The organism is Caproiciproducens galactitolivorans, assembly GCF_004768785.1.
GTDB classification, from domain to species: domain Bacteria; phylum Bacillota; class Clostridia; order Oscillospirales; family Acutalibacteraceae; genus Caproiciproducens; species Caproiciproducens galactitolivorans.
In genome coordinates this window covers 207384-219994 of the sequence record NZ_SRMQ01000001.1, presented here as the reverse complement: position 1 = coordinate 219994, position 12611 = coordinate 207384, and the positions used below count along the sequence as shown (strand labels likewise).

The 12611-nt window shown below is 45.0% G+C and carries 11 protein-coding genes and 2 tRNA genes; 7 read left to right on the top strand and 6 right to left on the bottom strand.

Going from position 1 to position 12611, the window contains the following annotated elements:
* The first annotated feature begins 103 nt into the window (after nucleotides 1–103).
* The 5 genes from CAGA_RS01005 (at nucleotide 104) to CAGA_RS00985 (ending at nucleotide 2063) form a co-directional block, all read left to right on the top strand.
* Nucleotides 104–781, top strand: a complete 678-nt coding sequence (locus tag CAGA_RS01005; RefSeq protein WP_135656789.1) for a DUF421 domain-containing protein — start codon at nucleotides 104–106, stop codon at nucleotides 779–781.
* Nucleotides 778–1158 (top strand): DUF4363 family protein, encoded by a 381-nt coding sequence (locus CAGA_RS01000; protein ID WP_135656787.1) that lies wholly within the window; start codon nucleotides 778–780, stop codon nucleotides 1156–1158. The genes CAGA_RS01005 and CAGA_RS01000 overlap by 4 nt, the downstream gene beginning before the upstream one ends.
* 166 nt (nucleotides 1159–1324) lie before the next feature.
* Nucleotides 1325–1413, top strand: a tRNA-Ser gene (locus CAGA_RS00995).
* A 33-nt stretch (nucleotides 1414–1446) separates the two neighbouring features.
* Nucleotides 1447–1536, top strand: a tRNA-Ser gene (locus tag CAGA_RS00990).
* A gap of 233 nt (nucleotides 1537–1769) precedes the next feature.
* Nucleotides 1770–2063 (top strand): DUF3892 domain-containing protein, encoded by a 294-nt coding sequence (locus tag CAGA_RS00985; RefSeq protein ID WP_135656785.1) that lies wholly within the window; start codon nucleotides 1770–1772, stop codon nucleotides 2061–2063.
* Between the two features lie 8 nt (nucleotides 2064–2071).
* On the opposite strand, the gene CAGA_RS00980 is transcribed toward CAGA_RS00985, so the two are convergent.
* The 6 genes from CAGA_RS00980 to CAGA_RS00955 form a co-directional block, all read right to left on the bottom strand.
* Complete coding sequence (locus tag CAGA_RS00980; RefSeq protein ID WP_135656783.1) at nucleotides 2072–2542, bottom strand: VOC family protein; 471 nt, start codon at nucleotides 2540–2542, stop codon at nucleotides 2072–2074.
* A 118-nt stretch (nucleotides 2543–2660) separates the two neighbouring features.
* Nucleotides 2661–5291, bottom strand: a complete 2631-nt coding sequence (locus CAGA_RS00975) for a cation-translocating P-type ATPase (protein ID WP_135656782.1) — start codon at nucleotides 5289–5291, stop codon at nucleotides 2661–2663.
* 215 nt (nucleotides 5292–5506) lie between these two features.
* Complete coding sequence (locus tag CAGA_RS00970; protein ID WP_135656781.1) at nucleotides 5507–7516, bottom strand: beta-galactosidase trimerization domain-containing protein; 2010 nt, start codon at nucleotides 7514–7516, stop codon at nucleotides 5507–5509.
* Between the two features lie 24 nt (nucleotides 7517–7540).
* The gene (locus CAGA_RS00965; RefSeq protein WP_135656780.1) at nucleotides 7541–8383 is read right to left on the bottom strand and encodes a carbohydrate ABC transporter permease; all 843 of its coding nucleotides are present in this window, start codon (nucleotides 8381–8383) and stop codon (nucleotides 7541–7543) included.
* A gap of 14 nt (nucleotides 8384–8397) precedes the next feature.
* The gene (locus CAGA_RS00960; RefSeq protein WP_135656779.1) at nucleotides 8398–9282 is read right to left on the bottom strand and encodes a carbohydrate ABC transporter permease; all 885 of its coding nucleotides are present in this window, start codon (nucleotides 9280–9282) and stop codon (nucleotides 8398–8400) included.
* Between the two features lie 73 nt (nucleotides 9283–9355).
* Complete coding sequence (locus CAGA_RS00955) at nucleotides 9356–10672, bottom strand: ABC transporter substrate-binding protein (protein WP_243112893.1); 1317 nt, start codon at nucleotides 10670–10672, stop codon at nucleotides 9356–9358.
* Nucleotides 10673–10897: 225 nt separating this feature from the next.
* Between CAGA_RS00955 and CAGA_RS00950 the strand changes: the two genes are divergently transcribed.
* Both CAGA_RS00950 and CAGA_RS00945 read left to right on the top strand, forming a co-directional pair.
* Nucleotides 10898–11812 (top strand): cache domain-containing protein, encoded by a 915-nt coding sequence (locus CAGA_RS00950; protein WP_135656778.1) that lies wholly within the window; start codon nucleotides 10898–10900, stop codon nucleotides 11810–11812.
* Nucleotides 11730–12608, top strand: a complete 879-nt coding sequence (locus CAGA_RS00945; protein ID WP_135656777.1) for a sensor histidine kinase — start codon at nucleotides 11730–11732, stop codon at nucleotides 12606–12608. The genes CAGA_RS00950 and CAGA_RS00945 overlap by 83 nt, the downstream gene beginning before the upstream one ends.
* Nucleotides 12609–12611: the final 3 nt, after the last annotated feature.

Genomic DNA, 12611 nt, shown 5'->3' with positions numbered 1-12611 from the left:
TTTGGCTCCGGCTTTACAGCTGGGGCTTTCGTTTTTCCAAAAATTACGAAAGCAAAATGAATAAGCGGATAACAGCGGTTGATACTATCCTTAGGTGATAAGAATGACGATTTCATTTATACGGACCTTGCTGCTCTACATAGTGATTATTGCAGCAGTAAGGCTGATGGGAAAACGACAGATCAGCGAGCTGCAGACAAGTGAGCTGGTTGTCACACTTTTAATTTCCGATATTGCGGCCATCCCTATGCAAGACACGGGACAGCCGCTCGCAAGCGGATTTATCCCAATTGCGGTATTGGTCATGTGTGAAATCGTAATATCTGCTTTGATGTTAAAAAGCACGAAGTTCAGAAGGCTCATCTGCGGTCGCCCGCTCATTGTGATAAACGACGGAAAGGTGAACCAGAAGGAAATGCGCCGCCTTCGCATGAGCACCGAGGATCTTTCGGAACAGCTTCGCCAGAAAAATGTATTCAGCATCGAAGACGTGGCTTATGCGATTATCGAAACAAACGGAAAAATGAGCGTGATTAAGAAACCGGATAAGGAGCAGCCGACCGCCGGTATGCTGGGCGTTGCGCTTCCGGATACTGGGATTGAAACCGTTGTCATCAGCGACGGCGTTATATCGGATTTTTCCCTGCAGCTCTGCAATAAAACCCGTGATTGGCTTGACGGCGTGTTGCGCGGCAAAAATATAAAAGCGGAAGATGTTTTTATTATGACGGCAAACCGAAAGGGAGATTTCAATATCATTAAAAAGGATGATCAGCAATGAAGCGTATATGGGCTTCGGTAATCATATTTGTATTTCTTGTTACAATCTGCACAATCGGCACAATTACTACGAAAAAGGTCAGCGGCCAAATGACGCAGACCGTCAGCAGCGCAAAGGAAGCGGCAGCAAAGGGAGACACGGATACCGCCTTAGAGCTAAGCCGGAAAGCATTATCAGACTGGCATAACAAGCACTCCTTTCTTTGTACATTCATGCCGCACAGCCAACTGGAAGCAATCGACCAGACGCTGTCCACCCTGCCCATGCTTTGTTATTATAATGCTACGGACCAATTTGAGGCCGAATGCGACCGGGCAATTACCCAAATTATGTTTTTGAATGAATCACAACTGCCAAGCTTGGCAAACATTTTGTAATTTCCAAAAGGACTCCTGCAGAAACGGCAAAATAGCCGGATTTGCGGGAGTTATTTTGAGTATAAAGTAAAAATGCCTGTAATTTATTACTATAAATAAAGATTTTTTGCAGAATCCATTGACATATGCATAGGAAATATGATATTATTAATCTCGCACTTGTGATGGAGAGGTGTCCGAGTGGTTTAAGGAGCTAGTCTTGAAAACTAGTGATCCCGCAAGGGACCAAGAGTTCGAATCTCTTCCTCTCCGCCATCTCTTTCAATACAATCTTTTTATTCACAACGTGGAGAAGTACCCAAGTGGTGAAGGGGCTCCCCTGCTAAGGGAGTAGGTCGGGTAACCGGCGCAAGGGTTCAAATCCCTTCTTCTCCGCCAAACCCGCATGAATGCTGAATTCATGCGGGTTTTTCTTTTACGCAATAGTGGCGGCAGATGGCACGAAAAATGATAAAATTGATTCCTATTTTCCACTTTATTGCTCACTCTATTGCTCACTTCAATAACCATCATGCCGGCAATCAACCGACGGGGTGCGTTCAAGCAATCATTTGCATATCCTCCCGTTATAGTGGAAAACTACTGCTAAATTCTGTTTGGGAGGTAATTCTATGTCAGATCAAATGGACTTATCAAAATTGCCGATGATGGCAATGAAGGACATCCCGGAACCAAAAGCAGACGCTCAGAAAATTACCGCTTTAGTCAAAGAAAGAGGCCGCATTACCGGCTACCAGTTAGCGGACGGACGCATTTTGAATAAGGAGGAAGGCGTTCAGCTCGCAAAGCAGGGCGGCATCCGCGGGGTTGGCATCGCTTCAAGAAATGGAAATGAATACCTGAAATCTTTGCCGGATGAAACGGAAGACAATAATTTAGGTATGCTACCATCCGTAAAACAGTAATTCCCGCCTTATTTTAAGGATTCTTGGACCCTTTTTACAAATTCAAGCGGGTGCTGTATGATTTTCGCCGTTTCTTCCGCGGTAAACCCGTCTTTCAAATAACGCCGCGCAATAACCTCCATGGACTCGCCAACTTCAATCATATGATAATCCGGGTCATAAATACGGACGACCCTTTGCTGCCACTCATGCTTCTTAGGAGGATGGACGTATTTTATCTCCGGGTGAGCATGTAATTTCTCTAAAAATTCGTCAAAGTCATCAACTTCGAAATACAGCTCCATATTATTGGATTTTTCGACAATATCCCCTTCCGAAAGGCCCGTCAGCCATGCGAAATTCTGCTGGATGGCAAAACCGCCGCTGAACGTAACATTCCAACCCAAATCCAATACTACTTTTTGCTCAAACAAATCCGAATAAAATTTCTTCGATATTTCAACGTCTTTTACGGCTAATAACGCCAGCTGAAACTTCATAATATCCTCCCCTATTATTTTTTATTTTTATTATACCATGAAACAATCCGTACGGTATAAGAAAGAAATACTTGCATACAAAATAAGGCTGCATCTCTTCAAGGATGCAGCCTTATTGTTATTTTACTGCCTTTCTTTTAAACAGTTTGACAATTTCAACGATCGGGATAACGGAGAAAGCAAGTGCTAAGGCCACGCAATACTCCACAAAAGAAATCTCCTCAAATCCAAACGCCGTGGAAAGTGCCGGAATATAAATTACGGCTGTAGTGAGGACCAAAGAGCCGATCATCGCACCGATCAGGAAAAGATTGTGGTGCGGAATTGCCAGGATGGACGCGTGCCGCGAACGCATATTGAACGAATGAAAGATTTCCGCCATGGACATAGTAAGAAACGCCATGGTAACCCCGTCCGGACTGTTGGTAATCTCCCATCTGCCGTTCTCCATAAAATGGCCAATAAAATAGGCGGCAAGCGTCAGGCAGGAAACCATGATACCCTGATAAAGCACATCCCATCCAAGGCCGCCTGAAAAAATGCCCGCTTTGGGATCCCTGGGCTTACGGGACATCAAATCCTTTTCCCCCCGCTCCATACCGAGCGCCAAGGCCGGGAAACAGTCCGTAATCAGGTTAATCCAAAGAAGATGGACGGGTTTTAAAATGGTAAATCCAAGGATTGTCGCCACAAATACGGAAATAACCTCGCTTAGGTTGGACGAAAGCAGGAATTGAATGGACTTTCGGATATTGTCGTAAATAACCCGGCCTTCCTCAACTGCTGAAACAATGGTAGCGAAGTTATCATCCGCCAAAACCATATCTGCTACGTTTTTGGTAACATCCGTACCGGTAATGCCCATTCCGATGCCGATATCCGCGCTTTTAATTGAAGGAGCGTCGTTGACCCCGTCCCCTGTCATGGCGGTAATCATGCCGCGCTTCTTCCACGCGTTGACAATCCGCACCTTATGTTCGGGCTGTACTCGGGCGTAAACGGAATATTTCTCAATATCCCGGTTAAATTCTTCATCACCGATCTCATCCAGTTGGATACCCGTCAGCGCCTGCGAAGCGTCTGTTATAATTCCAAGCTGGGTAGCAATGGCTACCGCAGTATCTTTATGGTCGCCCGTAATCATAACCGGACGAATGCCCGCCCCCTTGCATTCCGCAATCGCGTCAATGACTTCCGGGCGAATCGGGTCAATCATCCCGACAAGGCCGATGAAGGTAAGCTCATGTTCCAGAAATTCCGGCTCGAACGAAGCCGGAGCCTGCGGATAGGTTTTATACGCGGCGCCCAGAACGCGGAGCGCCTGGTCCGCCATTCTCTTATTCTCCGCAAGCACTTTGGAACGAAGTTCCTGCGTTAACGGCACCGCTTTGCCGTTCTGAAGAATATGGGTGCATTTTTTTAGGATTTCATCCGGCGCGCCCTTTGTGTACTGTATAAATTTCTTTCCCGCCGCGTGTATCGTAGACATCATTTTGCGCATGGAGTCGAACGGGGCTTCCCCGATACGGGGCATTTTCTCTTTCAGCTCATATTTTTTTAGGGATAAAGCGTTGGCGTAATTCACCAGCGCGTTTTCGGTCGGCTCCCCCTTCACCTCGCCTTTTTCGTTTAGCTCCGAGTCACTGCAAAGCGCCATCGCTTCCGCCAGCAGACGTTCATCATCGCCGTAGTGCTCAACAACCGTCATCTTGTTCTGCGTCAGCGTTCCGGTTTTATCGGAGCAAATAATCTGCGCACAGCCGAGTGTTTCCACCGCCGTTAATTTGCGGATAATCGCGTTGCGCCTTGACATATTCGTTACGCCGATGGAAAGAACGATGGTTACAACGGTGGCAAGCCCCTCCGGAATTGCCGCCACAGCCAGGCTGACCGCCACCATGAAGGTATTCAAAACAATCTCTCCGGTGAAATTTCCTTCTTTCAGAAGGCTGAACGCGAACATAAAAATGCAGATTCCGATGACCATGTATGTTAATATTTTGCTCAATTGGGTCAGCTTTATTTGTAGCGGGGTTTCGCCCTGTTTCGCATTAGCAAGCGCATCCGCAATCTTGCCCATTTCTGTTTCCATGCCGGTTGCGCATACAACCGCCCTGCCTCGGCCGTATACGACTGTACTGCCCATGTACGCCATATTTTTCCGGTCGCCGAGCGGGATTTCTTTTTCCTTATTCAGGCCAAGGGTATCGACTATTTTATTGACCGGAACGGATTCGCCCGTCAAAGCCGCTTCCTCGATTTTCATACTGGCGCTTTCAATAATCCGGCAGTCCGCCGGAACGGCGTCGCCGGCTTCCAGAATAATGACGTCGCCGGCAACCAGATCCTCGCTTTTTATGGTAGTTACCGCACCGTCGCGAAGGACCTTGGAGGTTGCCGCCGCCAGTTCCTGCAATGTCTCAATCGCCTTTTCTGCCTTGCTTTCCTGATAAACACCCAATATGGCATTGATCAGAACCACAACGAGAATGATGAACACATCCGCCGAGGATTCATTCGAATAAGCCGAAGTAATCGCGGAAATCACCGCGGCTACAATCAAAATAACGGTCATCGGCTCTAAAAGCTGTTGAAAAAAACGCTTCACAAGGGATTCTTTTTTTCCCTGCGCCAGCTTGTTTTTTCCGTTTGCCTGCAGGCGCTCTTGCGCCTGCGCTGCAGAAAGCCCTTCCTGGCAGCTGTTCAAATACTGAAATACCCTTTCTGTGTCTTCCAGATAAAACTTCATTTTTTCCTTCCTTCCAAATGCAAAAACTCAATTTATATATACAAAAAGACTCATGCACAACTTTATGTAAGTTATGCATGAGTCTCGTTCATTAAGACAAGCCAGGCCAAAACGGCCATGTATGTTGACTTGGCACATACGCAAAAACGTAAGTAAACTACTCCCTCAGGTTAGTTTTATTTTACCAGTTAATCGCATTTCTGTCAACTGCTTTTTTACGATCCGGATGAATATTGTATACTTACCATCGCATGGCCTTCGATTTTGTCCGGCGTGAAAGTGAGATACCCATCCTTTTGCCCAAACGCAAGGTTCTGTCCCTGCGGAACAAGCTGAACAGAGCGCACGTTTCTGTCCCCCACATAGAGACGGAAGGTCACATCGTACAAAGGCAGGACATCCTCAATGGTATAAATATCCTCCGACCGCTTTTCCGTAATATAGTGAAGCACATGAAGGATATCGCGATTTTCGCTTTCCTGACGGTTCAGGGAAGTAATCACAGTAGACGGTCCATTGTGCGACGCCAGCTTGTACGGGAGCAAAAGCTCAATGGCATCCTTCATAATCTGTTTGCACCAGTTTGCGCAGTTTTTACGGTATATGCGGAAAACCGGGTGGGCAAAGTAAATCACATTGCCTTTTCTGGCTGCCGCCGCATAGCCCTTTCTGCCGGAAGAAGGCGTATGCTGGTGGGAACAGAAAGTGTTTCCTTCGCGGTTAAAGTAGGGCTGGATGCTATCCATCAACACTTCGGCGTCGTTGACCCGCGTTTCCGCCGCCCGCAGGTACATTACGTATTCTTCGCGGTTCAGGTCTTTGCCGATTATGTCATTCGGCAGTATGAAGTCCCTGTAATACGGCGACTCCTTTATATAGGACACCCCATAGATACTATCCGAACCGTTTTTTGTATCCAGGCAGGAATGGTACGTACCGATAACTTTTCCGCCCTTTGCAATATAGTCTTTCAGCTTTTCCTCCACGTCCCTGCGGAAAAGGATGTCGTCCGGGAGAATAATCAGCGGGTACTTATCCATCGGCGTTGTACTGTCAATAATATCAAACTGGTAGGAAAGCTCCTGCAACATGCGAACCGCCCCTACAAGCGCCGACGGAAGTCCCAGATCATGCTCTTCCTCCGTGTAAAATTCCTCAGGCGTCAAAACAGCAATCTCTGCCTTAGGGACGGCTCCCCTGCAATAAGGTTCTTTCTCTTTTACCTGCGAATAAACATGCCCGATAAGATCGTAAGAGCCCTTTGAAAGCTTCCCCGAAGGATGAAGTTGTTCGCCAATCGAGCACCCCGCACCCATTGCAAGCATATTGAAGCATTCGAACGCAAGAGCGGCTTCATTTTTTAAGGAATGAAAATCGCCCCAGTAGGTATGAAATTTTCCGGTCATCCCGATAAAATCTTTTCCCAAAGTCCTTGCATAGCGGGCGGTTGCAGGGAAATGGTCGTACCCCCAGCCTCCGCTCGGAAGGGATTCCAGTTCCAGATGCGTGTAATCTTTAAAACTGTTTTTGGAAGCAGGGCCTACATGGGAACTGTTATAGAAAATCTCCGCATCGGGAACCCGTTCGCGGATAAAGGCGGTAATTTCTGTTTTGAACTCCTCCAACATATGGATCGAGTAGGCCAACCTGTCGGATTTTTTTGTATGGTCATATCCAAACGGCTTCATTTTCGCCTGACAGTGCGGACAGTCGCAGTCGGCCTTAAACAGAATATCCATGAAAAATCCGTCGATGTTTTGCACGCCGATTACATCAATAATATCCTGCAAATGCTCCTTAAAAAAATCCCTGTATCCGCTGTTCAGACAAATTGTGTAGTAGAAATGCGGCTTCGGAACGCCCTGTGTGTCTATGTATTTTCCGTCCGCGCTAACTGCCAGCCACTCCGGATGTTCGCGCATGATGCGCCCGTCCCACTGAACCGTTGTGTAAATCGGAACCCGTATATTATGCCTGTGGCAGGCTTGAATTTGCTCCGGAAGCAGGTTATGGTTGGTCAGCGCAGGATGGATCAGTTCCGGAAACTTTTTCGACGGATAATAAAGCCAGCCGTGGTGGCACCGGGCAAAGCATGTGACCGAGTCAACATTTGCTTCTTCTAGTATGCGTGCAAAATCCTCGGCTTGAAAATCTTTCGCCACATCCGGAATATATTCGCTTGTATGAAAATCGAGATGAACCTGCCTGAATCGTAATTCGCCCATTCTTTTTTCTCCTTCCCTGTTCACTTATTCCTTTACCGCTCCTGCGGCAAGTCCGCTTTCCACTTTTTCCTGGAACAGCAGATAAATTACCATTGGAATAAAAACCGTAATGACAATTGCCGCCATCAGCGGACCGTAGGCGGAGCCTCTTTCTCCATTAAAATTCAGAAGCCCCAAGGCAACCGGCTTCAGCTTATCATCATTGATAAAGAGCAAGGGGAATAGGATATTGTTCCACGCACCTAAAAAATTAAAAATGGAAATCGTCGAAATTGCTGGAACCGTCAGCGGAAGCACGATACGGGCATAAATCTGAAAATATCCGGCCCCGTCTATAATCGCCGCTTCCTCAAGGGAACGGTTGATTCCTTTCATAAAACGTTGAAGAACGTAGATGCTGAACGAAAGGGAAAAAGCAACATAAATCAGCACCAACGCGACAAGGTTGTTTTTTAAGTTGAACTTGCCGATCATGTAGGCAATTGGCACAAGTATGGTGTGAACCGGGATCATCATGCCGGCGAGGAAAAAGATTGTCAGGGCTTTTCCGCATTTTAAATTGAAACGGGAAAGCGCATATGCCGCCATGGAGGACACCACCGCCAAAATCACAACCGTAGCAATCGAAATGACCAGACTGTTTATGAAGTAGGTACTCATATTTGCGCCGTTCCACGCTTCCACATAATTGTTGAAGCGGAATGATTTTGGCAGGGCAAAAGGATCGCTGAAAATCTCGGTGTTGTCCTTAAAAGAGGACAGTACGGTAAAGACCATCGGGCAAATAAACATCAGCGCCATGGCAATTAAAAAAGCAACCAGGCCGGCTTTTCCCAGCGCTTTCCTGCCCTTATAATTTTTATTCATTTTTTAACCTCCCATCAATTCTCTGTCCGGCTGGTTAAATATTCGCTGCCAACCGTCAGGACTAGTGCGATTAAAAAGATGATAATGCCGATCGCACTACCAATTCCGTAATGGTCGTAACGGAAGGCTTCATAATACATCAGGGTCGTCGGCAGATTCGTTAGGCCGTTCGGACCGCCCTCGGTCATGACGAAGATCAGATCGAACACCTTAACCGTTCCGATAATATCCATTACGATACACAGACTGATAATCGGTTTCAGCATGGGAACCGTAATGAGAAAGAATTTTTGCACAGTAGTAACCCCATCGATTTGAGCCGCCTCATAGATATCATCCGGAATCGTCGTCAACCCTGCTATTAAAATGACCATATAATAACCGATTCCAGCCCATATGTTAACGAATATAATCGTATTCATTGCTGTCGAAGTGTTAATAAGCCAAGGGGTAACCAGATTGGCAAGCCCCAAGTTCGTCAAAAGTGCGTTAAAAGAGCCGTTCGGCATAAAAATAAAGTACCACAACAGACCGACCGCTGTAAGTGGGAATACGGTTGGAACAAAATAAACAGCCTTAAAAAAGCGGTATCCCCTGCATTTTGTGTTGATTGCAACTGCGAGCAAAAGGGCAATCGGGGTGTGAAAAAGCACGCTGAAAAAGACCATTTTCCCCATATTCTGCAAAGAAATCAGGAATCCCGGGTCTTTGAAAACGGTTATGTAATTTTTTAAGCCAACCATTTTAATCGAGGTGCCTGCGATTCCTTTCCAATCCGCAACGGAAAAGTAAAAAGCGCCTATCATAGGAACAATCTGGAATAAAACATAGAGCACAAGCGCTGGCAAGATAAACAAAAAGATTTTAAACTTATCTTTTCTCGATTTTAAATAAATCATCTTCATTCCTCCCATAAAGGGAATTCCAGAGATTTTCATCTCTGGAATTCCGCTTTAAAACATTACAGGCTGCTTATTTCGATTTGTCAATTTCAGACTGAATTTGCTGTGCCGCCTGTTCAGGAGAACTTCCAACCAGCATGCTTACAATTGCATTTCTTGTTGTATCCTGCATGGATGCAAGCGGATCAAAATCAAAAACGTCGACGGCAATACCCGTGGAAGTTTTACCGAGCTCTATGTTATCCAAGAGCAACGGATTTACCTTTTGGGTATCAATATCAACATCCGTTCTTGGAATCAGGAAAGAAGCTTCTTCCGCAAAGCGTTTCGCGGCATCTTTCGAGGTGAGCATTTTCAGTAACTCAATCGTATAATCTTTCTCTTTTCCCGTCAGTTTTCCATTCACCATGTACGGGCTGATAACCTGCATATCTTCATTTTTGTACTGTGGTTTTTCATCGAAATACGGGAATTTCGCAACTTTAATATCATCCGCGACCGGGCAGTCTTTTTTGTTTGTGAAATTGCTTATGTTCCAGGTGCCGGTAATAATCATACCCGCCTGTCCCTTCTGGAACTGTGAAAGTACGATATCGTCGCTGATACCGGCCGCTCCGGACGGGAACGCCCCCATATCATTGAGCTCCTTAACAAAACTCAGCGATTTCACAACGTCGGGGTCCGTCCAGTTCATGTTTCTTGCTCCAAGCTTTTTTGCTGCCCCGGTTCCCATCCATTTGTAGAAAATCTGGTCGTGGAGATGGCCTGCCATATAGGTTGTTTTTGCACCCAGAGCAATTGGGGTTACATTGATTGCCTTTAATTTCTGAATGGCTGTTTTAAACTGGGACCATGTCTCCGGGAAGGAATCGATTCCGGCCTTCTTAAAGAGAGCCTCGTTATAATAAATACCGATCAGGCCCGATTCCATTGGAATCGCGTAAGTCCCGTTATGGTTTGGAACCTGATAGTAAGAAAGCGCGCCGGGCACGAATTTGTTCCATTCCGGGTCCGCCTTCAGAACCGGGTCCAGATCCATAATCAAGCCGTTGTCAATATATTCGCTCAGGTTCGCAACGCCCTGAATCCGGAAAATATTCGGGAGCGTGCCGGAAGAAAGATCGGTTTTCAGCTTGTTGTTAAAGGAAGACTCGTCGCCCTGTGACTCATCAATAACATTCACATCCGGATGTTTGCTTTCGAACTCTTTGATAATGTCTTTAAAAATTTCAACCTGTTTGGTCGTACCGGCCATTCTTGTTAAAAGCCGGATCTCAATTTTTTCCCCATCGGAATTGCCGTCGCTTTTGCTTCCGGTGCTCCCGGAACATGCCGTCATGCCGGCGCAAAGGGCAGCCGCAAGAAACAGGGATAAAAACCTTTTCATAATGATACCTCCATTTTTTAATAAAGGAATATCTTCCCTTTCTCTGGACTTTATCATAACAACAATTTACCTATTAAGAACATGGACAATTTCCTTTTTATTTGTACTTTTTTCATATATTTTTTTGTTTCTGTTAAAAAATATCGAATTATTAATTCATATATGCAACTCTATTTAAAAAAACATGTTAAAATAATGCAGATATAAACAGCAAGGAGAGAAATTATGAGAATCCCTGCAAAAATGGAAGGTATGCCGTTGAACAAACAGATTTTCGGGAGCATGTTTGCCATTTCATCGGCCATTATTTTATTAATTTCCATCGCTACCTGCAGTATTATTTTTACAAATGTGATGGATCTGGAAACGAAATCCTCTATTCAAAATCTGGAGCACATCAACAGCCAGTTGGATTTTTTCTTGACTTCCGTTGATAATTACTCGAAAAGCATTATTGTAAACGCGGCGGTTCAGGACACGACAAACAAATTCAATACAAAAAGACAAAAATTCAGCGAAATGGATCAAATGCGGCTAAAGGACGAGTTAAATACAATTATTCAATCTACTTCTTTTATCTATAGTGTCAACATATACAGCGATTCAAAACAGCTAATCGCTTCCACCGAAGTTCCCACCAACGAAGACAGCCTAAGCGGCATTGAAATTTCGTCCGACCGCATTTGGCTTACTGCGAAGAAGATATCCATTTATGACCGAAATCAAAAAATACCAGTCTTAATGCTTTTGCAAAGATTTTACAGCTACAGCACAGGAAAAATGTTAGGGTATGTTGAAATATCTATACCGGAAACGGCCATTTCCAGTATTTATGAGAATACGGAAAACGAGAACAACACCTGTATTGTTGATTCAACCGGTTCCATCCAAAGCACGGACGGCCTGTACCCCTTGTATTCCGTTTATCCAAATTTGGACAACGCGCTTTTTAAAAACAAATCCGGGTTTTACTTTATAAACAATAATATTGTATTTTATAAGTATTTTGAAAAGTTGAATTGGTATATCATTACCCAGGTCAGCAGCAATATTTTTTTTGCAGCCGATTTACTTCCTTATTTTCCTTTCTGTTTTCATTGCCGCCTGCGGAGTTGTAATCTGCACCATTCTGTCACATAAAATAACACAGACGATTACGTCACCCATCAACCAACTTATCAAGCATATCCAAAAGGTCATTCAGGGCAGGTGGGAGCCCGTCCCCAATCACACCGGCCAGAATGAAATCAACTTTCTGTTTAACCGGTTCAACGATATGCTGGCCGCTCAGGCAAAGCTGAAAGACAATCTTCTGAAAGAGCAGAAAATGAAACAGAAGCTTTCTCTCGATTTATTGCAGGAACAGGTTAATCCTCATTTTTTATATAACACGCTTGATAATATCTGTTCTCTGGCTGAAATCAATGAAAATGAAACACTAATTGAAGTGGTGATGAATCTTTCCAAATTTTATCGTGAAACCTTGAGCAAGGGAAGTTTTTACGTAACCATTAAGGATGAGATCTCCATTACAACCGCCTATCTGAATATCATGCGCATCCGGTACTTTAACAAGTTTGAATTCACCATCTCGTGTCCGGATTATTTAAAAGCATACCCCTGCCTGAAGCTTCTTTTGCAGCCGATTGTAGAAAACAGCATTTACCATGGGATTGCGCAAATCTATTACACCGGTATGATCAATATTGATATCACAGAATCGGAAAACGGCATTCGCTTTACTGTCCGTGACAACGGCGTTGGAATTTCCCAAAAAAGGATTGAGGAAATCTGGGAAGAACAAAACAGCCATTTTGGTTTGAAAAATGTAGATCAGCGAATCAAACTGTATTACGGCGACCAATATGGCCTGAAAATTGAGCAAAACGCCGATAACGGCTGCACAATTACGCTGGAAATCGCAAAGGAGGTGTAAACG

Excerpts from the sequence above, each read along its gene's own strand:
- CAGA_RS01005 (WP_135656789.1), top strand. The coding sequence starts at position 104 with ATGACGATTTCATTTATACGGACCTTGCTGCTCTACATAGTGATTATT.
- CAGA_RS00965 (WP_135656780.1), bottom strand. The coding sequence starts at position 8,383 with ATGAATAAAAATTATAAGGGCAGGAAAGCGCTGGGAAAAGCCGGCCTG.
- CAGA_RS00985 (WP_135656785.1), top strand. The coding sequence starts at position 1,770 with ATGTCAGATCAAATGGACTTATCAAAATTGCCGATGATGGCAATGAAG.
- CAGA_RS00955 (WP_243112893.1), bottom strand. The coding sequence starts at position 10,672 with ATGAAAAGGTTTTTATCCCTGTTTCTTGCGGCTGCCCTTTGCGCCGGC.
- CAGA_RS01000 (WP_135656787.1), top strand. The coding sequence starts at position 778 with ATGAAGCGTATATGGGCTTCGGTAATCATATTTGTATTTCTTGTTACA.
- CAGA_RS00975 (WP_135656782.1), bottom strand. The coding sequence starts at position 5,291 with ATGAAGTTTTATCTGGAAGACACAGAAAGGGTATTTCAGTATTTGAAC.
- CAGA_RS00980 (WP_135656783.1), bottom strand. The coding sequence starts at position 2,542 with ATGAAGTTTCAGCTGGCGTTATTAGCCGTAAAAGACGTTGAAATATCG.
- CAGA_RS00970 (WP_135656781.1), bottom strand. The coding sequence starts at position 7,516 with ATGGGCGAATTACGATTCAGGCAGGTTCATCTCGATTTTCATACAAGC.
- CAGA_RS00950 (WP_135656778.1), top strand. The coding sequence starts at position 10,898 with ATGAGAATCCCTGCAAAAATGGAAGGTATGCCGTTGAACAAACAGATT.
- CAGA_RS00960 (WP_135656779.1), bottom strand. The coding sequence starts at position 9,282 with ATGATTTATTTAAAATCGAGAAAAGATAAGTTTAAAATCTTTTTGTTT.